Origin of the sequence: Actinomyces sp. Z16, assembly GCF_003111765.1 — a bacterium.
Lineage (GTDB): Bacteria > Actinomycetota > Actinomycetes > Actinomycetales > Actinomycetaceae > Actinomyces > Actinomyces glycerinitolerans.
In genome coordinates this window covers 3,148,217-3,174,137 of sequence record NZ_CP027862.1, presented here as the reverse complement: position 1 = coordinate 3,174,137, position 25,921 = coordinate 3,148,217, and the positions used below count along the sequence as shown (strand labels likewise).

General features: G+C 68.7%; 18 protein-coding genes. 5 read left to right on the top strand and 13 right to left on the bottom strand.

The features are described from left to right. Nucleotides 1-15: 15 nt before the first annotated feature. The 5 genes from C3B71_RS13180 to C3B71_RS16720 all read right to left on the bottom strand — a co-directional run bounded on the left by C3B71_RS13180 (nt 16) and on the right by C3B71_RS16720 (nt 5,992). The gene (locus C3B71_RS13180) at nt 16-984 is read right to left on the bottom strand and encodes a sugar phosphate isomerase/epimerase family protein (RefSeq protein ID WP_108968664.1); all 969 of its coding nucleotides are present in this window, start codon (nt 982-984) and stop codon (nt 16-18) included. After that, the gene (locus C3B71_RS13175; RefSeq protein WP_108968662.1) at nt 981-1,949 is read right to left on the bottom strand and encodes a sugar phosphate isomerase/epimerase family protein; all 969 of its coding nucleotides are present in this window, start codon (nt 1,947-1,949) and stop codon (nt 981-983) included. Before C3B71_RS13175 ends, C3B71_RS13180 begins: the two co-directional genes overlap by 4 nt. Nucleotides 1,950-2,172: 223 nt before the next feature. Next, complete coding sequence (locus C3B71_RS13170) at nt 2,173-2,979, bottom strand: TIM barrel protein (RefSeq protein ID WP_108968659.1); 807 nt, start codon at nt 2,977-2,979, stop codon at nt 2,173-2,175. Nucleotides 2,980-3,288: 309 nt separating this feature from the next. Then, complete coding sequence (locus C3B71_RS13165; RefSeq protein ID WP_108968655.1) at nt 3,289-3,468, bottom strand: hypothetical protein; 180 nt, start codon at nt 3,466-3,468, stop codon at nt 3,289-3,291. 793 nt (nt 3,469-4,261) lie between these two features. After that, complete coding sequence (locus C3B71_RS16720; RefSeq protein WP_108968653.1) at nt 4,262-5,992, bottom strand: GMC oxidoreductase; 1,731 nt, start codon at nt 5,990-5,992, stop codon at nt 4,262-4,264. A 288-nt stretch (nt 5,993-6,280) separates the two neighbouring features. Here C3B71_RS16720 and C3B71_RS13155 point away from each other — a divergent pair, with 288 nt between their 5' ends. Next, nucleotides 6,281-6,946: a sugar O-acetyltransferase gene (locus C3B71_RS13155; protein WP_159097707.1), complete on the top strand. Its 666-nt coding sequence runs from the start codon at nt 6,281-6,283 to the stop codon at nt 6,944-6,946. 163 nt (nt 6,947-7,109) lie between these two features. Further along, complete coding sequence (locus C3B71_RS13150) at nt 7,110-8,609, top strand: DHA2 family efflux MFS transporter permease subunit (protein WP_108968649.1); 1,500 nt, start codon at nt 7,110-7,112, stop codon at nt 8,607-8,609. Nucleotides 8,610-8,679: 70 nt separating this feature from the next. Here the strand turns inward: C3B71_RS13150 and C3B71_RS13145 are convergent, their stop codons facing one another. Both C3B71_RS13145 and C3B71_RS13140 read right to left on the bottom strand, forming a co-directional pair. Then, nucleotides 8,680-10,998 (bottom strand): prolyl oligopeptidase family serine peptidase, encoded by a 2,319-nt coding sequence (locus C3B71_RS13145; RefSeq protein ID WP_108969951.1) that lies wholly within the window; start codon nt 10,996-10,998, stop codon nt 8,680-8,682. 76 nt (nt 10,999-11,074) lie between these two features. Continuing rightward, the gene (locus C3B71_RS13140; RefSeq protein WP_108968647.1) at nt 11,075-12,175 is read right to left on the bottom strand and encodes a Gfo/Idh/MocA family oxidoreductase; all 1,101 of its coding nucleotides are present in this window, start codon (nt 12,173-12,175) and stop codon (nt 11,075-11,077) included. 429 nt (nt 12,176-12,604) lie between these two features. On the opposite strand from C3B71_RS13140, the gene C3B71_RS13135 reads away from it, so the two are divergent. Beyond that, on the top strand, nt 12,605-12,982 hold the full coding sequence (locus tag C3B71_RS13135; protein ID WP_146752444.1) for a hypothetical protein: 378 nt from the start codon (nt 12,605-12,607) through the stop codon (nt 12,980-12,982). 96 nt (nt 12,983-13,078) lie between these two features. Next, entirely contained in the window at nt 13,079-14,596 is a 1,518-nt protein-coding gene (locus C3B71_RS13130) for a C2 family cysteine protease (protein WP_234415926.1), read from the top strand. Between the two features lie 892 nt (nt 14,597-15,488). Here C3B71_RS13130 and C3B71_RS15995 read toward each other — a convergent pair. The 4 genes from C3B71_RS15995 to C3B71_RS16990 all read right to left on the bottom strand — a co-directional run bounded on the left by C3B71_RS15995 (nt 15,489) and on the right by C3B71_RS16990 (nt 20,434). Next, nucleotides 15,489-15,995 (bottom strand): hypothetical protein, encoded by a 507-nt coding sequence (locus C3B71_RS15995; protein WP_146752443.1) that lies wholly within the window; start codon nt 15,993-15,995, stop codon nt 15,489-15,491. Between the two features lie 619 nt (nt 15,996-16,614). Beyond that, entirely contained in the window at nt 16,615-19,086 is a 2,472-nt protein-coding gene (locus C3B71_RS13125; protein ID WP_234415925.1) for a prolyl oligopeptidase family serine peptidase, read from the bottom strand. 623 nt (nt 19,087-19,709) lie between these two features. Then, entirely contained in the window at nt 19,710-19,853 is a 144-nt protein-coding gene (locus C3B71_RS16200; RefSeq protein WP_168709442.1) for a hypothetical protein, read from the bottom strand. Continuing rightward, nucleotides 19,790-20,434 carry a transposase-like zinc-binding domain-containing protein gene (locus tag C3B71_RS16990; RefSeq protein ID WP_442778377.1) on the bottom strand — a complete coding sequence of 215 codons (645 nt, stop codon included), beginning with the start codon at nt 20,432-20,434 and terminating at the stop codon, nt 19,790-19,792. Before C3B71_RS16990 ends, C3B71_RS16200 begins: the two co-directional genes overlap by 64 nt. A gap of 232 nt (nt 20,435-20,666) precedes the next feature. On the opposite strand from C3B71_RS16990, the gene C3B71_RS13115 reads away from it, so the two are divergent. Next, entirely contained in the window at nt 20,667-22,226 is a 1,560-nt protein-coding gene (locus C3B71_RS13115) for a DUF1593 domain-containing protein (protein ID WP_108969949.1), read from the top strand. A gap of 18 nt (nt 22,227-22,244) precedes the next feature. Here the strand turns inward: C3B71_RS13115 and C3B71_RS13110 are convergent, their stop codons facing one another. Then, entirely contained in the window at nt 22,245-24,266 is a 2,022-nt protein-coding gene (locus tag C3B71_RS13110; RefSeq protein WP_108968633.1) for a CocE/NonD family hydrolase, read from the bottom strand. A gap of 11 nt (nt 24,267-24,277) precedes the next feature. Next, nucleotides 24,278-25,921: a carboxylesterase/lipase family protein gene (locus C3B71_RS13105; protein WP_108968631.1), complete on the bottom strand. Its 1,644-nt coding sequence runs from the start codon at nt 25,919-25,921 to the stop codon at nt 24,278-24,280.

The following is a 25,921-nucleotide window of genomic DNA, read 5'->3' as shown; positions in this document are numbered from 1 at the left end:
TGTATGTCCATTTGATCATTTCGGTATGTCCAGTTCGTTTTGCAGGTACCAGCTGTTCAGGAGCGTGGTTTCGGCGGGGTCGGGGGTTTGGTCGCTTTCGACGACGGTCCATCCGTTGTACGAGTGCTCTCGTAGGGCGGTGACGAGGGTGGGGGTGTCGACCAGTCCGTTCGGAGTGCCGAGTTCGTAGAACCAGCGTTGAATGTGGTTGCCGGAGTCTCCTTGGAACATGGCGATTTCTGCGTTTGGCTTGAGGTATTGGTTGTTGCTGTCTTGGTGCCGGGTGTCTTTGAGATGGATGTGTGTGACGCGGTCGGCGTGGGCTTGGTAGAAGGCGACCGGGTCGATGCCGGCGATGGTCATTTCGGCGGTGTCGACCCCGAGGCCGACCAGTTCGGGGTCGGCTGCCCCCAGCAGGGTGGCGAGTTGGTCCGGATCGTGGATGGATGACAGGCAGTCGTAGTGCAGGGCCAGGTGCAGGCCTGCTTGACGGGCCAGGTCTCCGACCTCGTTCCACAGGTCGGCGGCGGTCTTGATCGCGTCGTCGGATAGTTTCCCGGTGATCCACGCAGGTGGGGCAGGTCGGGCTACCAGTGTTGAGGCTCCCACGGCGTTGAGAAAGTCGATGAATACTCGCGAGGTGCGGATGATGGTGGCGTGCTGGTCGAAATCGGCAGGGTTGTGGGGCATTCCGTCGTCTTCCTCGGCTGGGGCGGTGGGGTCCCAGAACATGGAGCAGACACCTTTGAGTGAGCCGCGGTGGAGGAAGTCGAGGAAACCCTCGGCCGAGCCGTGGTTTGCCAGTATCACCTCCGGGCGAGCGAGGTTGTCCCAGCGACCGCTTCCCGAGGCCAGCTCTACGTAGTCGAAGCCGGCCGCCGATGTCACCTTGAATGCGCGCAACTGGTCCTCATGGCGGGTGAAGGCGTCCATGCGGGGCTTCCACTGGTTGAGCGCGTATGCCCACTTGAGCGTGTCTTTCATTTCGTTTCCTCCCTGGCCGCGCGCTCGGCCTGGGCGAGCACGTTGTCGATGTACCACTTGGCCACCGCCGTGGCCTGCGCATAGCTGGACCCGTAGTCGTTCATGTCGGCCTCGTCGTGCTCGACGGTCAGCAGTCCATCCCACCCGGTCTCGACGATCGCCCGCATTAGCCCGGGGAAGTCGACCAAGCCGCCCCCCGCGCCCATTTCGTGGAACCATCGGCGCACGCCCCGCGACTGCCGCTCCGGATCGGGCGGGGTGCGATACAGGTCGTCCCGATCGACCTGATGAGCGTCCTTGAAGTGGAAGCCCGAGCAGCGCGCCGAGTACTTCCGGAACAACTCCACCGGGTCGACCCCTGCTATGGCGTGCTGCGCGGTGTCGCAGAAGAAGTTCACATACCGCGGGTCGGAGTAGTCGAAGAAGGTGTCGATCTGCTCCAGAGTGCGGATCGCCCCCCAGAACTCCAGGTGACAGGTCAGCCTCATTCCGTACTGGGCGGTCATCTCACCCACCCGAGTCCACAACTCGGCCATCGTCTTGATTTTGTCGTCGGTAACCGGCTCCACCTGGTAGTAGGTACATGACGGCATGACGATGAAATTCTCCACGCCCGTCAGCCCCTCCAGCTGCCCCACGGTCTGACGACAGTCCTCAATGATCCGCTCATGGGTCTGTCTGACGTGCGGCGCGGCATACCGAGTCGCCTGCGCCCACGCCCTGAACACTCCGGTCACCTTCTCCAGTCCCAGGTCCTGAATTCGATGCTCGAACGCCTTCATTGACCCGTACATCGCGGCATACTGATAGACGCTGTAGAACATCGTGTCAAGACCGCTGAAGCCAAGCGCCGCAAGCTGTTTGATGTAGCTGTCCGTGTAGTCCTTGTTGAACTGTGGAGGCTGCAGTCCCTGCGGCGTCCGTGTCAACCAGTGGTCCATGTATGACCATTTGAACTCGGTCATTCGTTTTCCCTTCAACCTTTGCTGAACATGTGTTTCAAACGATTACGTATTGCCTGTTTCACGCGCACTCGTGGACGCTGATCCACCGTAGGTACCCTGGTTTTTGGGTGCACGACACTCACAAGCCCGCCGTGTGGGTCAATAACGCACTGAGCGCGACACCTTCGCCTGTAACGGCGACACGTCGCCTTCAACACGCCTCGCGGACGCGCCCCGCCCGGGTCTACCGACTGGTGTGCAACCGGTCCAGGACGCCGCGTATGTACTGGGTGGATGCCGCACTGTCCTGCGTGGGGGTGTACTCCAGCCCTATCGGGCCGTCATACCCGGCGTCCATGATGTCGCGCAGCCGGGCGGGCCAGTCGATCGCCCCGCTGCCGGGTTCGCCACGCCCAGGCGCATCCGCGAACTGAACATACTTGACCAGCCCGCCCGCATTAGCCAACACCGCGGCGGTGTCCTCACCCTCAACCGTCGAGTGATAAAGGTCGAACAGCACCCCGAAATACGGCGAGCCCACACAACGAGCCACATAAACCGCATCGCCCGTGCGATCCACCAACGAGCCAGGATGATCCACCCGAGTATTGACCGGCTCCAACACCAGCGTGATCCCACTACCCTCGATCTGCGCGACCGCCTTAGTGAAGACCTCCGCCAGATCATCAAGCTGACTCGCCCTACTGGCACCCGGGAAACCGGTACCGCTTTGAACCACGATCCGTCGGTTCCCCAACCGACGCGCGATCTCCACACCCTCGTCCAGTCCCCGATAGAACTCGGAGTGATCCCGCGGAGGAATCATGAACTGCGTCCGCGGCTCGGCCAACTGAGCCACCAACGACACCCCCGTCTCCTCCAACGCGGCTGCCACCGCAGGAATATCCTTGGGCCGCGACGGCAAATCCCTGCCCAACGGCCCCCAGAACTCCACCGCCGTGAAACCCGCAGCCCCAGCAGCCCGAATCCGATCCGCGTAATCCTCGCCGGCCTCGGAAAACAACAACTCAACATTCGGTGCGAACAACATCTCGCACAGCCTTCCGGGGAACTAGGCGACCCTCGCCCAACAAGGCCCGCAACAGGCCCCGCCCGCACCATGCCCCCAACGAACGGCACGAACGCCACCACCCAGACCGGCGGTCACCATCGACCACCACCCGTTTGATGCGCGATCAAACATAACAACCCCCACACCCCACCGTCAACCCCCCAAACAAAACACACCACAAGCCGAACCACACCCGCCACCACCGAACCAACACAGCCGTTGGCGGCGTGGCCCGGCGCGAGCCGGCCTGCCCGACGGGGAAGGGGCGTTCTAGCCGAGCCGGGGCCGTCAGACCGCTGGTAGCGCCACTGGACGGGTGCCGACGGGGCTGTGGCGGCGACTGCCGCCTGTGCGCGCGTCCCGTGCGGCCCGCTTGTTTTCCTGTTCCTCCAGCATGGCGTTGGTGGCCTCCGCGATCGAGCGGATCGTGTTGGCGTCCAGGGGTGTGGTGGGGACGAGGATGAACATGCTGTCCTTCCGGGCGTGGCTTCGCACCCGTCGTTGAGGCGGGGTGTGGGCGGGAATCGGTCGAGTTCGAGCAGGCTCGGGAAGCGACCGGGAGGCCGTCGGCGGCGACGTTAGCAGATGCACGCGTGTTCGGCGTGCGGCGAGCACAACAAAGGCCGGAGACCCCGATGTCTCCGGCCTGGCTGTCTGTGCCCCGTCCCGTGTACTGCGGGCGCTCGGCGCTGGCGCGGCGCTACGGCCGCCGCGGGGGCTTCGGTGAGCTCACTGCTGCTCGTCGGTGGTCTTCTCGGCGAGGCGGTCGTTGACGGCCTCGGCGATGGCGCGAGCGGTGTTGGCGTCGATGGCGCTGAAGAACATGTGTTGCTCCTTTAGAAGAGTTGAATCGGTGTTGTGTGGTCCGCCGCGCGGTCCCAGCTGGATTGCCCGGATTCCCGGGCCTTCCGAATGGGCGTCCGTGCGGTGGCCGGTGGCAACACGCTATCAACGCGGGCGGCACGCAAACGTCGCCCGGTCGCGGTGACACGCACCACCGCGACCGGGAGGTTGGCGGCGGAGGGGTTGGTATTTCAACGAAAACCGGTACCGGATCGGGGTGGCGGCGGGGCCGCGCGCTTCTGCCCGCACCGGGCATTACGGGGGACCCAGGTCACTCCGGCCAGAGCGGCGCCGGGCGGCGGGCCGGGGCGACCGGTTGCGGCAGGACCGCGCGGGCGCCGCCTCCGGAACCTGCCCACCCCGCCGTTGTTGGCGCACCGAATCCGAGGCCGGCCCCGCATGCCCTGTGCCCGCAGGACTACAGCACCACGTCCTGGGTGGGGCGGGTCAACTCCCCGGCCGCGTGTGCACGGGTGATGTAGTCGCAGGCGCGGGCGGTGACCGCCATGATCGTCAGCGCCGGCCCCTCCGTGGAGCCGGTGGGGAAGGAGGCGGCGTCGGTGACGAACAGGTTCGGCACATCCCACGACTGGGCGACGCCGTTGAGCACGCTGGTGGCCGGGTCGTGGCCCATGCGCGCCCCGCCCGCCTCGTGGATGGAGACCCCCATCATCAGGCTCATGCGGATCCCGACCCGGAACATGGCGCGCTGGGCGGGGTTGAAGTCCGGCCACACGTGCTTGGAGTGCACTCCGAAGGTCGAGGCTACGAAGTTGGTCCGGTAGCCGCCGGCCTGCATCATCTCGGTGACGTCCCGCACCGCGGCGGCAACCATGGTGCGGTCGTTGTCGTCCGGACGGCACACAATGTGCGCGGCGGGGATGCCCCACTTGTCCTTCACATGCCGTGAGAGGGCCACGTGGTTGCCGTACTGGGGCAGCATCTCCCCGCCGGCGCCGAAGCCGAACATGGCGGGGGAGTCCTCCGGTACCGGCACCCGCCCGGCCAGTCCTTGGAAGGAGTAGCCGCGCTTGTAGGCCTCGGTCTGTCCGTGCAGGTTCTGGTAGCGGGGGATCAGGAAGCCGCCGGAGTTGCCGTAGAAGGGGTCCTCCTCGCACTGGGAGGAGGGACCGAAGTAGCCGGGGCGACGGGCGTCGTCGCCGAAGCCCAGCGTCATGGACTGCTCCATGAGGTAGTGCCCCACCAGCCCGTTGGAGTTCGCCAGCCCGCCCGGGTGACGACTCGACCCGGAGTTCAGCAGCAGCCGCACCGACTCGATCGCCGAGGCGCACAGCATGACCACGTCGCCGGTCACCCGGTGCTCGCGCTTGGTGCGGGCGTCGATGAAGACGGCGCCGGTGGCCAGGCCGGTGCGGGCGTTGGTAGTGATGCGGGAGACCACGGCGTTGGTGCGGATGGTCAGGCGGCCGGTCTTGCGGGCCTCGCGGATGCCCGGGGGGACGCGGTCCAGGAAGGGGGCCTGGAAGCGCCAGGCGATCACGTGTCGGTCGGGCCACCGGGATTCCACGACCCGCTTGAACTCCTGCTCCATCTCGTTCAGGTGCCCGGGGCCCACGTACCTGCCGGCGGGCGGGTGCTCCACACCGGGATCGGCGTCGCCGTACACGCCGACGAGCTCCTCCACCCGGTCGTAGTAGGGGGCCAGGTCCGCATACTCGAAGGGCCAGTCGATGCCGACGCCGTCGAGGCTGGCGGCCTTGAAGTCCACGTCGCTCATGCGCTGCAGCACGCGGCCGTAGGCGTGCATGCGGCCACCCAGCAGCCGGGAGCGCACCCACAGGTAGGGGGCGTCGAGAGGGTAGGTGTAGGGGTTGGCCAGGTCGTCCACCAGGAACCGGGAGGAGGAGTCGGAGTAGAAGGAGCGGCGGGCCTGATTGAACTGGCGGCTGCCGAGCATGCGCTTGGCGCGGGTCATGATGTCCATGCCCATGGGCTTGGGCTTGCCGTAAACCGGCGGCGTGAAGTCCTCCTCGGTCAGCTCGCGGCCGGCCTCGAGCAGGAGCACGTCCATGCCGGCGGCGGTCAGCTCGCGCACCGCCGTCGAGCCGGCAGGGCCGGAGCCGATGACGATGGCGTCGAAGTGGCGGTCGATGTTGGGGGAATCCTGCGCCTGGTGCAGGTTGCTCATGGTGTGCACGTCCTTTGTGGGGCCGGCGGAGCCCGCGGTGGCCCCGTCCGGTGATGTTTGATGCGCGTGGCGCCCGCTTGGCGTGGGCGGTCCGACCCGCGGTAGCAGCGCGTCACGGCGCTGCGAGCCGACTGAAACCACCGTATGAATCCGCCCCGATGGCGGACAACGCCGCGGCCCCGGGCTTTTGCCCCGCGCGGGCGAAAGCCGTTCTCAAGTCGACGAGAATCGGATGAAAGGCCCGGTAATGTGCGGTTTGCCGTCAGAGGAAGGACGAGGAGGTGCGACATGGACGATCAGGACGCCCGCGCCCGCGCCGGCCTGCTGTTCGACGCCGCCTGGCCTCCCTACCGCACGCTCAAGGCCCGTGCCCACGACCTGTGCCGTCGCTACAACGCGCTGGACGAACTGGACCCCGCCCGCGCCGAAATCCTGCCGCAGCTCTTCGCCGGCCTCGGCCCGGAGGCATACGTGCGCGGTCCGCTGTACGTCAACTGCGGCTTCCACACGACCATCGGCGCGCGCTTCTTCGCCAACTTCAACCTCACCCTGCTCGACGACGTGCCCGTGACCATCGGCGACGACGTCCAGCTTGGTCCCGGCGTCACCATCGCCGCCGGCACCCATCCCCTGCTCGCCTCCGAGCGCCGCCACCTGACCTACCCCGACGGTCACACCGGCGGCGCCGAATACGGCGACCCCGTCGTCATCGAAGACCGCGTCTGGCTCGGCACCAACGTCACCGTCATGCCGGGCGTCACCATCGGACACGACGCCGTCGTCGGCGCCGGCAGCCTGGTCACTCACGACGTGCCGTCCGGCTGGCTCGTCTTCGGCACCCCGGCCCGCCCGATCCGCGAGATCACCGAGGCCGACTCCGTACACAGTCCCACCTCCGCCGTCTACGGGCGACTGAACTCGCAGCGGCGCCCCGCGGGGGCGGACGGGCATTGACCGCCGGGACGGTTCGCCCAGCCCCGGCCCACGGCGTACCGCCCCTCAACGCGCACCGGCCGTGTTCGCCCGAAGCCCCGTGCCGCACGCTCACGCCGCCTCGCAACCGCACGCGATCGCCGCAGGCCGGGCCTCGTCGCTCCTCCTCGAAGAAAGCACACCAATGACTGCGGACTCCCGTATCCCCACTTCTCCCGCCCGTTCGGCGCCCAGCCCCTACCGGGTGGCCGCCGTCGTCATGATCGGCTCATTCATGTCGGTCCTGGACGGCACCATCATCAACGTCGCCATCCCCGCACTGCAACGCCACTTCGCAGCGCCCGACGGCGCCCTGCCCGCATACTCGACGGTGGCCTGGACCGTGACCGGCTACGCGCTCGCGGTGGCGGCAATCATCCCGTTGACCGACTGGGGCCTGAAGCGCATCGGCGCCCGGTGGATGTACATCGGCTCGATCACCCTGTTCACCATCGCCTCCGTGCTGTGCGCCCTCTCCCCGAGCCTCGCCTTCCTGATCGTCATGCGTGTGGTGCAGGGCCTGTGCGGCGGCTGCATCATGCCCGTGGGCACCACGCTGGTCGCTCGCGCCGCCGGCCCGAACAATCTCGGCCGCATGATGAGCCTGATGGGCATCCCCATGTTGATCGCCCCCGTGATGGGGCCGATTCTGGGCGGCTGGCTGGTGGAGGTCGCCTCCTGGCACTGGGTGTTCCTCATTAACCTGCCCTTTGGGGCGGCGGCTGCCGGGCTCGGGCTGTTCCTGCTCCCGCGCGACGACGATCGCGGCACCGTCCGCCTGGACGTGCCCGGTGTTGTGCTCATGTCTCCCGGGCTGGCGCTGACGCTGTGGGGCGTGTCCAACGCCGGCGGCGGTGCGGCCATCACCGCGCCGGTGGTGTGGGTGCCGTTGGTGCTGGGGCTGGTGATGGTGGCGGCCTTCGTGCGCCGCAGCCTGCATGCCGAGCGCCCGTTGTTGGATCTGACGATCCTGCGGCTGCGCGGTTATCGCAATGCCATCGCGCTGGCGATCTTCTTCCAGGCCGGCTTCACGGCGGACCTGCTGCTCCTGCCCGCCTACTTCCAGCAGGTGCGCGGCCTGGGTGCCATGGCGGCCGGCTTCTTCATCGCGCCCACCGGTTTGGGGGCGCTCATCACCATGCCCATCGCCTCCAACCTCGTGGACCGGCTGCCCGCCGGGCGGGTGGTGCCCTTCGGCATGGCGGCCATGTTCGCCTCGGTGCTCGCGCTGACCCAGGTGGGAGCCGACACGAGTCTGTGGTGGTTGGGGGTCGTGCTTACGGTTCAGGGGCTCGGCATCGGCGGCACCATGATGCCGGTGTCGACGGCGGCCCTGCAGGCGGTCGATCGCGAGGAGGTAGGCAACGCCACCACCCTGTTCAACATCGGCCAGCAGGTATTCGGCGCCGTCGGTATTGCGATCGTGTCCGTGCTGCTAGCGCTGTTCCTGGCGGGCACGGACGCGGGCGCGGCGGCGGTGTCCGGCGAGCTGAGCGGGTCGGAGCTGGCGAACGGCCTGGCCCAGGCGGCGGACGCCTTCGGGCGGGCCTTCTGGATGCCGACCGTTTCCATGGGACTGGCGCTGTTCATGGCCTTCCGCCTGCCCATGCGTCGCGAGCGCGCCACCATCCCGGCCACGTCCTGAGGATGCCGGTGTGCGGGGTACTGCAGACCGACCTCGGCACGTAAGATCTATCGACCTCGGCACGTAAGATCTACCGACCTCGGCGGGTGTGGCGGCGGGCGAAGTCGTGCATCAGGGCGCTCACGAAGGCCTGCTGCGCGTGGGTGGTACCGCCGCCGTGTCCGCCCGCGGCAGTCTCGAAGTAAGTCACCTTCTGTCCTAGCTGCTCCAGCCGGTGGGCCAGGGCGCGGGCGTGTGCCGGGTGCACGCGGTCGTCCGCCGCCGAGGCCAGCAGCAGCACCGGCGGATAGGCCTGTCCCGTCTGCAACAGATGCAGCGGCGAGTGCTCCCGCAGCCACGCCCACTGCTCCGGATCGTCCGGATCGCCGAACTCCACCGTCCACGCCGCCCCGGCCGACAGCTGGGTGTACCGGCGCATGTCCGTCAGTGGCGCCTCCAGGACGGCCGCGCCAATTCGCTCCGGGTACCTGGCCAGCACCTCCCCGGTGAGCAGACCGCCGGCCGAGGAGCCATACAGGCAGATGTCCTCCGGCGTGGTTACGCCGCGTGCAACCAGCGAGTCCAGCACCGCCGTCAGGTCCTCGACTACCCGCCTTCGCCCCGCGCCGGCGCCCGCCAGATGCCAACCAGGCCCGTACTCACCGCCGCCGCGCGTATTGACCACCACGTAGGTGCCACCCCGCTCCAGCCAGGCCTTCCCGGTGACGGGCTCGTATCCCGGCACAAGCGACTTCCCGAATGCCCCGTAGGCGTGCACGAGCACCGGTGGCGACGATGGCGCCGGCCTGCCGATCTGGAAGTAGGGCACCCGGGTGCCGTCCGCACTGGTGGCCACGTGCTGACTCACCCGCACTCCCCGCGCGTCGAAGCGGGCGGGTGCCTGCCGCACCACCGCCATGCCGGTGATCTCCCCGGACGGGGTCAGCCGGGCGACGGCAAGCGTTGAGGGCGTGGTCCAGCCCGACGCCGAGATCCACAGGTAGTCGGTATCCGCCGGACGCAGCGCCGCGGCGGATACCGACAGTAGTGCCCGTCCCGGACGCAACTCGGTGTCGTCGACGGCGGGGCATCCGAGCCGATCCGCCGCGCCCGTCAGGTCGATCCAGTGGTGGCCCCAGCCGTTCTGGGCGGTGTCCGCATCGGGACCCCCGCCCCGTCCGCGCGCGGGCGGCGTGCACACCTCCAGGCGGGTGGCGACGTCGTCGAGCACCGTGAGCACCAGGTGGCCCGCGGTCCAGGCGGTCGACAGCAGCGTGGATGAGGCGGAGGGCGCGAACAGGACCTCCAGCTGGCGACGCCCCGCCAGGAAGTCAGCCAGGCCGGCGCCCAGCAGGGTGCCGGCCGGATGGGTGACACCGCCCGCCTCCCAGGGGCTGCGCAGCTGAATGGTCAGCCAGTCCCGTCCGACACCGGCCAGGCTGTCCTCCGGGACCTGCAGCGGGATTGCGCCCACCGGGACCGTGTCGCCGTCGGGAGTGGCGACCGTGCCGGCGGGGGCACCGCCGTCCAACGCGGCGCGGGCGGGTCCGGTGCCCGTCGGGCAGTCGACATCGTCGGGCAGCAGCCAGATGCGTGTTTGCTGGAAGCTCGGCATGGTGGTCAGCCAGGTCCGCCCCCACGGGTCGCGGGAGGCGAAGGCGGCGACGGCGTCGCCTCCCGCGGTCACCAGCACCTCCGCCTCGTCCGGTGCCTGTCCGCGCCGCAGCCGCCGCACCTGCCGGGGGTAGCCGGCCCGCGACACCGCCCCGGGCCCGAAATCGGCGGAGACGATGACGGACTCGCCCGCGTCGTCGCCCCAGGTCATTGTCCCCTTCGACGTCGGACGGTGGAAGCCGCCGTCGGCAGGTGCGATGAGGCGGCGCGCGTCCAGGTCGTACTCCAGGGTGAGGCTCGCGTCGCCGCCGCCGGGGGAGAGGCAGACCAGCGCGCGGCGGCCGGCGCGCGGACCGGTGGTGAGCACCTGCGCCCCGCCCCAGACCAGATGTTCGCCGCTGCCGCAACCGAGTTCTGCCGGCAGGGCACCGGGCGCGTTCAGCGCCGCGAGGTCGAGCAGGGTCTCCCAGCTTGTGGGGGCGGGGGCCCTGTCGGCACGGGATGGGGCGCCGGCGGCATATGACTCCCAACTGGTGCGGCGCCAGATGCCGTGGGGATGGTCGGCGTCGGTCCAGAAGTTGTAGAGCATGCCGGCCCGGTCGGCGACGGCGGGGATCCGTTCCGGGCAGTCCAGCACCGACTTCAGGTCATTGGCCAGGCGCACGAAGTCCGGGGAGGAGGCGTACTCCTGCCGGGTTCGCTCGTTGTGGGCATCTACCCACGCTGTCGCCCGCTCCCCGCCGGCCTCGTAGAGCCAGGCGGGGGCGACGACGTCGTTGGGAGGAGACTCGCTCACGCCGTCGGCCGGCGGGGGCGTGCTCGCGGCGCCGGGTGGGGCGAGGGTACCCACGGGAGTGCGGCGGGAAAGCCGGTCAGGCCTGCTCGGGGTGGATCACCTCGTGTGTGCGGGAGGACTCCACGATGGCCTCCAGGACCGTCAGGCAGCGGATCACCGACTCGTTGGTGATTACCGGCTCGGCGACGCCGTCGACCACGTCGCGGGCGTTGCGGTAGAAGTCCATGACGTCCACGTCCACCTCGGGCAGCGGCAGCACCTCCACGGGCGGGGTGGTGGAGGCGAGGGCCTTGTAGTCGAGGATGCGCGGAGCCATCGTCTTGGTCAGGCCCACGCCCGCCTGCACGGGGGTGGCGTCGTCCTCCTCGGCGCCGGTGCGGCGCACCATGCGGCCGTTCATCTCCCAGTCCTCGATGACCACGGTGCCCTCGGCGGACTGCATCCAGAACTTGGCCTCCGGCAGGAAGGAGGTGGTGGACACGTCCACCATCGCCCGGAAGCCGTCGGCGAAGGTCAGGTGGGCGCGGAAGCCGTCGTCGACTTCGTGGCCGAGCGCGAAGGACAGCTCGCCGTAGACGTCCACCACGGGGGAGTCGACCATGGTCAGCAGGCGGTCGACGGTGTGCACGCCCCAGTCCAGGATCATGCCGCCGCCGTGCTCCGGCAGCTGCCGCCAGTCGCCGGGGATGCCGCGCGAGCCGTGGATGCGCTGCTCGAGGTAGGTGGGCGCGCCGATGAGCTGCTCGTCGTAGATCTTCTTGATGGCGTTGAAGTCGGGGTCCCAGCGGCGGTTCTGGTGCACCATGAACATCCGGCCGGTCTCCTCGGCGACGGCGGCGACCTCGCGCATCTCGGCGGCGTTCATCATGGCGGGCTTCTCACACAGCACGTGCTTGCCGGCGCGCAGCGCGGAGACGGCGTAGTCGTGGTGGGAGTCGTTGGGGGTGCAGATGAAGACGATGTCGATGGCCTCGTCCGCGAGAACCTCCTCGGCGGAGGCGTATACGTGCAGGCCGTCGGCCTCGGCGTCCTCGTTGGCGCGCGGGTCGGTGTCGTAGATGCCGACGACGTCGATGGCGACGTCGTCCAGTGCCCGCAGGTTGCGGGTGTGGTAGACGCCCTGGGTGCCGTAGCCGATGACGGCGAGCTTGTGGGCGGGGGCGGTTTGCTCAGACACGGTGACCTCCGAAAGTGTTCGCGCAGCGCGGCTGCGGTTCGCCTGCTGCAATTGGCTGCTCGCGGCGACTTCGTTGCCGCCGCCGCGTACACGGCGACAGTAGGCGGAGCATGGGCGAGCGTGTCAGGGCGGAGCGGGGGCCTTCCGCCCGGAATGGCGATAAGGCGGACCGCCTCAGGCGCCGCCGCTCCGTTGCTTGCAGGTTCGAACACGGCCCCGGGCACCTGATTACCGGGCCGGATGGCCGCGCGTGGCGTTGGGCCGTCTGAGGCTCGTGGGGAGCCCTCATGTGTTGTTGTGGCCGTTACAGCGTCGGCGGGGGTGAGACGAAGGGGCATGCTGCTAACCTGTGACCGTTTGTATGCCAATCGGTGAGCGCCGTGGTCTGTCCTGAGAAGCGGCGGCCGTGGCCGGGATTTGTGGAGGTTCTTGGTGGTTCTACAGGTTGTCCCTGAGGAGTCGAGCCGCGGCGGGGCGCTGCTGGAGGAGTGTCAGGCGGCGGTAGGGAGCGTCGATGTGAACACCGGCAGCGAGGGCGCTTTCGGTGTGCCGGTGCTGGCGTCCGCGGCGGCACGGTTCGCCTACCACTTCGAGGACCGGGCGACCCAGGGCGCGTCCCGCGCGGTGGAGCTGGCCGAGGGGTTGGTGGCTGCTCAACGGGACTTTACGAACACCGATGAGGAGGCCGCCGACGGCGCACGAGTTCTTGGCGACTCCTCGCACCAGTTCGGTCGCGGTCACTCCAATGGGACCGTGCTCGACCGTGACACCGGTCGGGTGGTCAGTTATCGCGGCCTGACTAGCTGATTCGATGACCGCGGCGCTCGTCGCTGATTGATTGGCACCGCCGGTCGCCTACGCCCGTTTGTTCTCATTTGACCTACTTTGAGAAAGAGTTCCCCTATGGTCCCCTTGTCCACGTCCTCCTCGCTAACTGGCGGAGTCTCAACTGCGGCTGCGATGGGCGTCGGCGGCATCCTGGTTGGGCAGGTGCCCGGCGATCCGGCGGCTGTTCGCGCGGTTGCGGAGGATTGGAAGAGCGCCGCCCGCAGTTTCTGGGGTGCGGCTGACCTGGCTGATTACGCCCGTGGTGCCACGCCGTCATTCCAGGGCGCTACGGCCGATGCTTTCAGGCATGGCGCCCGGGAGTTGACTCGGGCGTTGGAGCGTGATGCCGAGCGGCTAGAGGCGGGTGCGGGGCCTCTGGAGGCATACGCGCAGGTCCTTGATTCTGCGATCGCGGCGGCGGATGAGTTGCGGGAGTTTGCCGGCCGGAAGGTGCTGGCCGCCCTGGGCACCCCGGCGGCCGCGATCGTGGCCGCAGCGGTTGTGCCCGCCATCGCCCAGGCGTGGGCGGGCATACTCGCAGAGGTCAATCTCGCCGCCATACGCACCGCGGCGGCCTTGAGCACGGCGCTGGGTGCAGGGGCGCCGGGTCAGGGTGCCGGGCCGCTGGCCCAGGGTGGCAAGGGCAAAGCCGATGACGAGGTCGACTATACGAAAGACAAGACCAAGCTGACCGATGCCGAGATTGAGGCGATCAAACTCCAGCTGGATGGTAGCGAGGAATGGGACGATGTACACCAGGGGAGAGTCGGTGACTGTTATCTTATGGCGACGCTGCAGGCGTACTCATGGACCGATGACGGCAAGCAGGTCCTGCGTGAGAACATGCGGTGGGATGAATCCAAACAGGCATTCATTGTCACGCTTTACGATGATGGTAAGAAGGTTGAGGTTGAAGTCGACGACGTCTACACCTACGGCAACAGCGGGTATGACATTATCTCGGTGTACGAGCGCGCCTACGGCAAGCACTTCGGGGATGAGGCGATCAGGGATGGCGGGCACCCGGACGATGTGATTGCTGTGATCTCAGGCAACGATTCTGAGACGGTAAGAACTATCGGGTGGACGTGGAACCTGATTCCTCAGCAGCAGCACGGGTACACGAACGAGGAGTGGAATGCGATCGAGGAGGCGGTGGAGGACGGGAAGCCTGTTATCGCGACCACCGGAGGTGGTGACTTCGACAACGGTGACCAGGTTACCGCCTTGGCTGACACGAATGACGACGGCGTCATCCGCTCCGAAGATGAAAATGAGGGCGTAACCGTCGGCGAGGGGAGAAAAAGCTGGCGGCCGGATGTCGAACCTGGTGCAGAACCGGACGAAGAAGGTCAATACCGCATCGTCGGAGGAGAGTACGACGAACCAGGGGAGCGGACCGCGCACGCTTACACGGTAGTCGCCATTGACGACGAAACCGTAACCTTGTATAACCCCTGGGGGGAAAACCATCCCGCGGAAGATTATTCCACACCACCCGGAGACCTGGGAGATGGATACATACGAATCTCCCGCGAAGACTACGAGAAGTACTTCGACGTCACGACCATAGAGAAGGATGAGGAAGACTAGATGTCGCGCAGAGAATCGATGTCAGCAGCTTAGTGGCGGGCGCAATCTGTTTCTTCCCAGGGAATGCATTCTCTGACTCCGTCTTCGAATTCAAGAACGAAGTGTATCCTGCTCCCGCCACCGATATTCTGTTGTACGCCAGGCAGCCAAGAAAACTTGTTCGGATCAATAAGCGGAGCAGGCTCAACCCGCACCAGCGTCATACGTCCTAAACTCTCCACGTCAACCGACTCCCCGAGCCGCAGCTCGTAAACATGCTCAATGCGATCCAAATCCGTCCATCTCAAACGAGCCACCCACTCGTGATCCTCGGAACGTATCCCAGCCGACCTGACCGTACCGGCGTTAGTGTGCAAGCTTGGCAGTGACGGGCCAACAACCATGTATTCATCTTGCTCGGTCCCTTCTGGTAAAGGTACGGATCGCAGTGCGGGTCTGGTCCACCAGATCCACCCGCCCGTCAGTGCCACGGCTACCAGTAACAGTGTTGCCACAGCTATAAGTACGCGCTTCTTGGGTATCGTGGGCCTTCTTGCCATGAGGGTGCCTCCGGGTTGTTACCAGTCAGATTTGATGCCCCTATGATAGCGCATCCTGTTGTGTTTCGCGTACTTGCCGCTCAGCAACAGCCGTCCAACAAAAGCTGTTGCATGCCAGCCGCGTCTGTTCGAACACGCGCGCCAAGTAGTCATGTGAACGGTAGACTCTGTCGACGACGGAGCCGTGGCCTTGTTATGTAATCGACCGCAGCATGGACGGCTGCACCTTGGTCCGGGAAGACCTCCCCAATGTAAGGATACGGATTTCCCGAGCGGACTATGAGAAGTAATTCGACGTCATGACCATTGAGGACGATGGAGAATAGGTGTTAGCCTCGGTGAGTCGCAGGTCGTTATTGCTCTGGCCGCGGAGGGCAGTTATATTCTTCTATCTCACATTCCCGGACGCCGTCTTTAAAAATGAGTGTGAAGTAAAGTCTGTTTCCGCTTCCGAGTTTCGGTTTGATGCCCGGCAGCCATGATAATCTGTCTGAGTCAAATAGCGGGACTGGGTCCACCCTCACAAGTGTAATGGTTCCCAGACCTTCCACCTCGACAGGCTCCCCGAGTCGCAGCTCGTAAAGGTGCTTGGTGTGTTGCAGGTCGGTCCAACGCAGCTTCGCTATCCACTCACGGTTCTCGGAGCGCAAGCCGGCCGAGGATATCGTTCCCGCGGTCGTAAGTATCGGTGGTATCGACCCGCCTTGTACCATGACTTGGTCTGGCTCTGTTCCTTCAGGTAAAGGCACGGATCTCAGTACGGGTCTGGTCCACCAGATCCATCCACCTGTCAGTGCGGTGGCGATGACCAGGATCGCCGCGATGCTTATAAGAATGCGTTTCTTGGGCTTGGAGATCATGAGCCTCCTCGCCATCAGGACACCTCCGGTTATCGGGAGTACGCTGCCGTGCGAGCCTCGGGTGCATCGTAACTTTGCGCCGAAGCGGGGCGGCGTAGAACTTGTGTTCAATTCAATGCGCGCATCTAACAGTCGCCCATGTTGCACGGCTGTGCGGTAGGTTCCAAGTCAATACTGAGCGTCATACGGTATCCTCAGCCGGGACGTCGATGGAACACTTGATCGAGAGGAGTTGGTTCAACCGCGATTAGCGTGACCACTCCAAGTCGATCAATATGCACAGACTCGCCGAGGGGCAACTTGTAGCTCGTAGTGGCATTGTCGCTGTCAGTCCACACGACTGTTCCCACCCATTTATGTCCCTCGGATGACAATCCGCCTGGACTGATTGTTCCTGCCGTAGTCCGCTGCGGTAGCAATCCTTCCCCAAGGCGAACCTTGATCCGTTCTTCGCCGCCGGGAGGAGAAGCCACGGATCGTAGCGCGGGCCTGGTCCACCAGATCCATCCACCTGTCAGTGCGACGGCCATCACCAACGCCGCCGCTACGCTAACAAGAATACGTTTCTTGGACATGGTGCCCTCCCTGGAGTGCATACTTCCACCAGTCGGTACAATAATTACTTCGTCCCACCCGAGTTCGGCTGATCCTTAATTCCATGCATTGTGCCTGCGGGCGACAGCCGGTGACCGGCGGCCGCCCGCCGGGCGAAGGTGTGGATAAGCGCGCTCGTGGCGGCCCGCTGGGCGGAGATCGCCGTGCCTGCGTGCCCGCCCTCGGTCTGTTCCACATAGCTGACCGCGAGCCCCAGCGCACGCATCCGGTAGGCCATGGCGCGGGCGTGCGCCGGGTGCACGCGGTCGTCGGCGGTAGAGGTGAGCAGCAGCAGCGGCGGATACTCCCGGCCCGGTACCAGGGCGTGGAAGGGGGACAGGGGTCGCATGGTCTCCCAATCGTCGGGATCGTCCGGGTCCCCGAACTCGGAGCGCCACATGGCGCCGGCCAGCAGGCGCGTGTACCGCTCCAGGTCCAGCAGTGGCGCCTCCGCGATTACCCCGCCAATCAACTCGGGGTGGCAGGTGAGCATCTCTCCGACCAGCAGGCCGCCCGCGCTGGCGCCGTGCACCACCAGCTGCCCTGCCGAGGTCACCCCGCGGTCGATCAGCGAGCGCGCCACCGCAGCGAAGTCCTCCACCACCCGGTGCCGTTCCCGGGCGGTGCCCGCCAGGTGCCAACCGGGTCCATACTCGCCGCCGCCACGGGTGCACGCCACCACGTAGGTGCCGCCCCGTTCCAGCCAGGCCTTGCCGGTAAGCGGCTGGTAGCAGGGGGTCTGGCTGGTGCCGAAGGCGCCATAGCCATACAGCAGGGTTGGGCCGGGCGACGGCTCCTGTGCCGGTGAGTCCACCGCAGGTGCGCTCGCAACCGGAACCGACGTCGTCCCGCCGTCGCCGGTGCCTGCGTCCGCGCCGGCACGTGGCCGACCGATCTGGAAGTAGGGCACGCGGGTGCCGTCCGCGCTGACCGCCACGTGCTGGCTGACGCGCACTCCGCGGGCGTCGAAGCGGGCGGGCGCCTGCCGCAGCACCGACATTCCGGTCACCTCGCCGACCTCGGTGAGGCGGGCGAGCGTGAGCGTGGGCGGGGTGGTCCAGCCCGAGGCGGAGATGAACAGGTAGTCGGTGTCCCGTTGCCGCACCGCCTGCGCGGTCACCTCCAGCAGGGGCCGGCCCGGCCGCAGTTCGGTGGGGTCCGGGGCCGCGGCGGCCTCGGCTTCACTCGGGCGGTGGGCGGCCCCGGTCAGGTCGATCCAGTGGTGACGCCACTGCCGCCGGTCGGCGGCGTGCTCGCCCGCCTCCGACTCCCACCGTGACGGCGGGGTGCACACCTCCAGCCGGCCGGCGACGTCGTCCAGCACTGTGAGCACCATGTGGTGGCGGGTCCACGTAGCGGCGGACAGGAAGGACGAGGACGTGGGGGCGAACAGCACCTCCAGCCCGTCGCGCTCGCCGTGCAGCCACTGGCTCAGCGGCGCCCCCAGCAGCATGCCCGGCTCGTAGCGGCGTCCCGCCACCTCCCACGGCTCGCGCAGCTGGATCGTCAGCCACTGCGCCCCCACGCCGATGGAAGCCGACGGCGGCGCCTCGATCCGGATCGCGTCCGCGGGTACGTTCGCGCCGTCGGCCGCAAGCGCCCGCCGCGCCGCCTTCTGGCCGGCGGGGACCGCGGCGTCGTCGGGCAGCCACCAGACCCGGGTATCGCCCAGGCCGCCCATGCTCATGAGCCAGGTGCGGCCCCACGCATCGCAACTGGCCCGGGTGACGATCGCATCCGCGGCTCCGGTGATCAGCACCTCGGCGTCCCGGGGCGCCTGCCCACGGCGCAGGCGACGCGCCTGGCGCGGCAGTCCGGCCGGCGACAGCGACCCGGCACCGAAGTCGTCCGAAAGCAGGCAGGTGTCGCCGTCGGCACCCCAGGTCAGCGTGCCCTTTGAGAGCGGCTTGCGGAAGCCGCCCTCGGTCGCATCCAGGAAGCGCCGCTCGTCCAGATCGAATTCCTCGGTGAAGGTGGCGTCCGTCCCGCCGTCGGACAGGCTCACCAGGGCGCGGCGCCCTGCCAGCGGGCCGGTTTGCAGCACCTGCGCCCCCGCCCAGGCCAGGTCGCGGCCGCGCCGACGGCGCTCGGCGTCCAGGTCGAGCAGCACCTCCCACTCGGTGGCGGAGGCGTCGTCGGGGCGCGGTGGGCGGGAGGGGGCGCCGGCCGCGTACGACGCCCAGGTGGTGCGCCGCCACACTCCGCGCGGGTGGGCCGCATCGGTCCAGAAGTTGTAGACCATGTCGGCGGCCTCGGTGACTGCGGGAATGCGGTCCGGGGAGTCGAGTATCTCCTGAAGGTCCTGGGTCAGGCGCAGGTAGTCCACGTCGTCGGTGAAGGCGGACATGGTCTCGTCCGTCCGCGCCGCCGCCCAGGCCAGGGCGCGCTCGCCGGTGGGCTCGTCCAACCAGGCGGGCACCGGTGGTAGCTCGGGCGCCTCGGTGGGCTCCGGCGGCGCGGAGTCGTCTGCACGGGGCGGGGCGTCGGTGCGATCCACCGGCCCATTGCAGCACATCCCGGGCTGGTGGCGTAGCCTGCACGCTGCTCGGGCGGGAGCCGTCGACGACGCGGGGCGAACTTCCATGACGCCGGTTAGCTGGCTCTTCCGGTTTGAGGGTGTGGTGTTGGAATGCGCGGTGACCTCGGGCGCACGGGCGGCGTGCCCGCCCGCGGCGGCTCTCCGTTGGCGCTCGTTCCTGTGCGTGGCGGCCCCAAAGTGTCCAGGATCGGCATAAACGACGCCGACGTCGCCGGCGGCCGTGGGCAGAACGTTGGAATCATGCGGTTTTCAAATCGGCTCCAGCGGTCGCCGACGGCCTTTGCGCCGGATTCGGACAATCTGCCCCACGGCCAGGGCGCCCGGGCACACCACCCACCCACCAGCACCCAACCCACCCGGCCGGCAACACCCAGCACCGGCACACCCGAACCGGAAGAGCCGGTTTACTGTCGAGGACGTCCTGCCGGGCAGCGCTCTGGAGGGCCGGGCCGCGTCGTCACGGGCTAACCCGCGTCTTCGAACTGAGATGAGGCTCGTTTGCTTGTCAGGCGAGCGCGCGAGCGGGCACAATAGAGGGGAGTCACCCGGAGGCAACCGGATGACTCCCCGACGTAAGCGGCTCAGCCGAACCACTTACTGAGGGCATCCACAAGGACACCAATGGCCCGGATCAGTTGAGCGAGTGATTCGAGTATTTCGCTCAGCTTCCGGGCCATTCCCTTGTCCTTGCGGACTTTGGCATGTCGGCCTTTCGGCTTGGACACGGCCCCCACCTCCTCCCGTACCTCATCTTCTTCCCCGGCAAGGACGGGTTATAGGCGCGAACGTGTTGCTTTAGACCGGCGTGTCGGGGTGTTCTAGCTGGTTCGGCCGGCCCAGCCTTTGCGTTTCCAGAGGCCTTCTTCGGGGTTGTCGGCGCGAACGTGTGTGTGGTTCGGGCGCCCCCGGGCTCACTAGGTCCGGTTGTGTCAGTGCTTGGGTGGCGATGCGCGGTTGGGTGGCGGTGTGCGTGGCTGTTGAGCCTGTCGGTTGGACCGCTGTTCCCCGGTTGGACCGCTGTTCCCCGGTTGGACCGCTGTTCCCCGGTTGGACCGCCGTAGCCGCCGGTTACAGCGGTCCAACGGGGCGTGGGCGGTCCAACGGGGCGTGGGCGGTCCAACCGGGGCGTGGGCGGTCCAACCGGGGCGGTGCACTTCCACCGTTGGGTGCCTGCGGCGGTGCGGCCGGGCTTCTTCATAGGGGTCTGACAGATCGGGCAGAGCCTTGCTCGTGGGGACCGTGTTCTCACGGCCCGCACATCTACCCCGAAAGTCAACCACCGCCCCGGGTTAACCTCCCAGGCCATAATCACCCCGACTTCCCCGCACCACAGCAACCAAAATCCCGATCTTTAGCAACACGTTCACGCCGATAACTCGCAAGGACACTGGGTGTTCCGGGAGAAGGTGCCGGAGAAGGCGGGTTCAGTGTAACTTCGAGCACAGACGCATATCGGTGCCGACAACCGCCGGGCGGCCTAATGAGTCGTTCAGACGCCGTCGCGCACCATGCCCGCCCGCATGTGGCACGCTGGGGCCATGCGCAAGGAAGCCTTCCCACGGACCGACTGGCCCCGCGTCGTGGTCACCACCGACCCCGAGTTGGACGACCTGAACTCCATGATCCGCCTGCTCACCCACTCCGCCGAGATCGACCTGTGCGGCCTGGTGTATGCGGGCAGCAAGTTCCACTACACCGGCGACCCCGCCCGCGGCATCGCACCTCACCGCTGGCCCGCGCCCGGCGCCAGGCTCCACATCGACGAGGCCATCGACGCCTACGCGCAGGTGGAGGACACCCTGCGCGTGCACGACCCCCGCTTCCCCACCGCCGCCTTCCTGCGCTCACTGGTGCGCATGGGCAATATCACCGCCGAGGGGGAGATGGACGAGGTCACCCCAGGCTCCACGCTCATCGCGGACCTGCTGCGGGACATTGCGCTGACCCCGGACGGCGCCACGGGCGAGGGCGGTGCCCTGCTGGACGCCGCCCGCCCCCTGTTCATCCAGGCCTGGGGCGGCATCTCCACCTTCGCCCGCGCCCTGCGCACCCTGGAGGAGGAGCTTGGCGGCCGGGAGGACTGGCCGGTACTCAAGCAGCGGGTACTGGACCGGGTGGTGCTGTCCTCCTTCGGGGAGCAGGACTCGACCCTGCAGGGCTATATCCGCCCGCACTGGCCCGGCTTGGAGCACCGTGAGGTCGCCACCCTCACCTGGGGGTACACCACTCGGGACGTGCTGCTCCCCGCCGACCTCGAACTCGTCGGTGCGCAGTGGACGCGCGAGTACGTCAGTGCCCGGGGCCCGCTGGGGGCCGCCTACCGGGTGTGGGGCGACGGGCGGCGCATGGCCGCCGACTTCGACCCCGAGGACTACTTCGGCCAGGCCGGCAAGACCGAGGCGCAGCTGCGCGAGGAGGGCTATCAGGTGTGGTGCCCGGTGCAGGAGGCCGGCGCCTTCATCTCCGAGGGCGACACCTCCAACTTCACCCTGCTGATCCCCAACGGCCTGCACTCCTGGGAGGACGCCACCTTCGGCGGCTGGGGCGGCCGCCAGGTGCCGCACCCGAAGTTGCCCGACACGCTCACCTCCGACATGCGTTTCGACCTGCCGGGCCTGCCGCAGCCCGACTACCCCCAGCAGGTGGTCGACCGCGCCGCCGACGGCACCACCCCGCCCGAGTACCACATGACCCGCTGGTGGCGGGCCCTGCAGAACGAGTTCGCCGCCCGCCTGGCCTGGTCGGTGACGCCCCGCTACGAGGACGCCAACCATCCGCCGGCCGTCGTCGTCGAGCACGCCGACGGCGGCAGTGGGCTGGTGCGGCACGTGCGCCCCGGCGAGGTGGTCACCCTGACCGCCACGGCCACCGACCCCGACGACGATCACGTGCTGCTGCGCTGGTGGGCCTACCCGGAGGCCGGGCCCAACCCGTGCCCGACGCCGCCGCGCATCCGGGACGACGGCGCCGGCACCGCCGTCGTGACCGTGCCCGCCGAGGCGCGCCCCGGCCAGGCCATCCACCTGATAGTGGAGGGCACCGACACCGGTACGCCGCCGCTGACCCGCTACCAGCGCGTGGTACTGGAGGTCGGCTGAGACGCGGGGAAGAGCGGGTCAGGCGCCGTAACGGACGACTGCGGGGTGGTCGTCCAGGCTCACGCTGGATACAACGACGGCGCTGGGGTGGGCGGCGTCGTGCAGCACCCGCATGGTCACCGGGGCCCCGCCCGCCGGGTCGGCCACGCTGTAGCGCGGCCAGTTGGAGCCCGCCAGGCGCACGCGCAGGCGGTGCCCGGCGGGCAGGTGCACGCCGGTGGACCACATGTCCACCTCCACCTCCACGGGTTCTCCGGGGGTGAGCGGGTCGCGGCGCTCGGCCCCGGCGCGGGCGCTGAGCCGCAGCACGCCGTCGGTCAGCAGGGTGGAGGTGCCGTCCGGGCTCACCTCGGTCAGGGCCGCGTGCAGGTGGGCGTCGACGGCGTCCGCCGCCACCCAGGCGTGCAGCCGCACCGGGCCGAGCAGCGTCACCGGCTCCTCCAACGGCGCGCCGGTGAACACCGCTACGTCGTCGCGCGCCTCGATACTGCGCTGGTCGTGCGGGCCGGCATTCTCCGGCGGACCCATGAGCATCTGGCCGCCCGCGGTGGGCACCGGCTCGGCCGGGTCGTGCACCCAGGCGGTCCAGCCCGCCGCGGAACTCGCGGTCGCATGCGTGTCCGGCACCTCGTATCCGCTGGCGCCCGGCATGCCGGCCGCGTCCGCGGTGGCGTCGGCCGCTGAGGCGTCGTCCCGCTCCGCCTGGCCGTCGGGAGCGTGCAGCACCCCGCCCGCGCCCAGGCGCCAGGCCTGCTCGACGGCGTCGGGGGCGGGCCAGGCGGGCAGGTCGATCCACCGATCCGCCCCCATGACATAGACGCGCACGGGGTCCTCCGGCAGGCGCGCCGCCGCCTGCTCATCCCCGAGGGCCGCCTTCCAGAAGTCCAGGCTCAGTTCCCCCAGGCCGACGTCGTCGGTGCCGCCGCCGGGGAAGTCACGCCCGGCCAGATGCCCGTCGAAGGCCAGGTGCGTCCAGGGGCCGACCACCAGGCGCACGTCTCCGGGACGGCCCCGCGCGGCGGCGCCTGCGGCCATGGCCGTGAAGTTGCGCAGGGTGCCGCCCTGGAACAGGTCGTACCAGCCGGACACGTGCAGCGTCGGCACCGCCAGGTCAGCCAGCCCGTCCACCGGGTAGACGAGCCGCTCCCAGTAGGCGTCGTGCAGGGGGTGGCGCACCCAGTCGACCACGTGCCCGCCGGCCCGGTGCGCCGTAGCCAGGTCCTGCGCGGCCTGTGCGATCCCGACCCGTTCCAGGTAGGGCGCGAAGGCCTGAACCGGCTCGGGCAGTGTCTCCTGTGGGGCGTCCGGGCGCCCGTCGCGCCAAAGCCCGGTGCGCACCTGCTGGCGCGCCCACTCATACGACGGCCCCTCCAGCAGCACGCCGCCGCGCATGGCCAGGTCGTCGTCATAGGTGGAGGGAGACACCCAGGCGGTCATGGCGGCCAGGTGCTCGGTGCCGGCCAGGGCGGCGGTGAACTGGGTGGTGGTCAGGTAGGAGTTGCCGAAGGTGAGCACCCGGCCGTCGCACCAGGGCAGGGCGGCCAGCGCCGCGCGCGTGGCGGTGCCGTCCGCGGCCTCGTCGAAGTAGAAGCGGAAGTCACCGTCGGAGATGTCCGTGCTGCGGCAGGCCTGGGCGACCACTGCGAAGCCCTCGGCGATGGCCCGGTCCAGGCTTACAGCGGCCTGCATGCCCAGCACGCCCGCCATGAGGCCGGGCGTGGCCGGGTCAGCGCCGGACACCTCGGCCACCATGGGCCGCCAGGCCCCGAAGTAGGGGCACCGGGTCAGCAGCACCGGGTGGGCGCCGTCGTCGGCGGGGCGAACGACGTCGGCACGCAGCACGGTCCCGTCCGGCATGGGGAGCTCCAGCACCTCATGGATGGCGTGGGAGGCGGGGCCGTCTGCCGCAGGCAGCTTCAGGGCGGCGCGCACGGAGGCGGGGATGTTGCCGGCCGGTTCGGGCGCCGGGCCACCGGGCGACGGCGATGGCCGTACCGGGGTCCGGTCCGGCTGCGCGGCGGCTTGACTGTTGTCGGACATGATGCGGGCTCCTATTGCGCGGATTCGGCGTCGGCCAGCATGGCCAGCTCCAGGGGATAAACGACCTCGTCGACGGCGCCGGCGGGGGCGGCCGGGCCGCCGTAGCGGCGTCCGGTGCCGGCCCGTGCCCAGGGCGCCCAGCCCGGTGCGCCGTCGCGGATGAAGCGCACCCAGTCGGCGTGCATGACATCGGCCAGTGACTGCGGGCGTGGTGAACCCTGGACGCCGTCGGCGTGCGGGTGGGCCAGACAGTCGAAGACGAAGGGCACCTCCATGCAGTGGGTGGACAGGCCGCCCGCCGGCGCGGGCAGGGCCGAGCACCAGGAGAAGTCGTACACCCAGGTGCGGTCGGCCGCGACCGGGTCGGCGCCGCGCCGCCGCACCCACTGAAGTACCGGCAGGCGGAACAGGCCGTTGGAGACCACCTGGCCCACCAGCAGCTCCTCGTCGCCGGCCAGTTCCGGGTAGGTGGCGGTCAGCTGCGTGATCCGCTCCGGGCGCATGCCGGCCTCGGCCAACAGCTCCGCGGCGCCACGCCCGGCCATCTCCCCGCTCAGGGCCCGGCCAATGGGGGTGAGTTCGTGGCGCACTCCGCCGCACAGGACCGGCACATCCGCTGCCGCGGTCGCCGCGTCCAGGGTGGCGGCGGGGATGATGTCCCCGTCTACCACCGGCATGAAGGTGCGGGAGATGGCCCGGGGCGGGCGGATGAAGCGCGACAGGTCGGCGGAGACGTCGAACAGCGGGAACTCCCGGCCGAGCTGCTCCGAGACGTCCAGCACCCGTTCCTCCGACACGGAGCGCCAGCCCGCCAGGCCCGGGGTGATGCCGGCGATCTGGGCGGCCCGCTCCCCGATCACGCGGGCGTCGGCGGTGGTCGCCGCCGTCGTGCCGCCCGACTCGCAGATCACGCCGTGCAGCAGGCCGCGGGCGCGCGGGGACGCCAGTAGCACCAGGGCGCTGGCACCACCGGCGCTCTGCCCGCCGACGGTGATCCGCTCCGGGTCCCCGCCGAAGGCGGCGATATTGTCCCGCACCCACTCCAGGGCGAGGATCTGGTCCAGCACGCCGCGGTTGACCGGGGCGTCGGAGTCGGGGATCCAGCCGAAGCCGTCGAAGCCCAGCCGGTAGGAGATGGACACGGTGACCACGCCGTCGCGGTTGAAGGCGGCCCCGTCGTAGAAGGGGCTGGCCGGGCTGCCCGCGTAGAAGCCGCCGCCGTGAATCCACACGAGCACCGGCAGGCGGGCGTCCGCGTCCCCGGGTGCGGAGGTGAAGACGCTCACCGCGAGGACGTCGTCCCCGGGGATGGACGGCTCGGGGATGGCGGTGGTCTCCCCGAAGGGACGCCGCTGCGGGGTGGGACCGGGGCGGGAGGCGTCCCGCACGCCCTCCCAGCGTCCGCGGCGCACCGGCGCCAGGAAGCGGCGTGGGCCGGTCGGCGGCTCGGCGAAGGGAATCCCGTAGAAGACGGCGGAGCGGCTGAAGCGGGCGGGGGAGCCGGTGGCCGAGATGATCCGCCGCCAGACCCCGCGCACCGCCCCGCAGGGGGCCGTGACCACCGGGCCAGGGCCGGGCTCGGGGACGGCCACCGGCGTGGAAGCGGGGTGGGCGACGGGACTGGGCGCGTCGGGAGTCGGCTGGTCGGCGGGCAT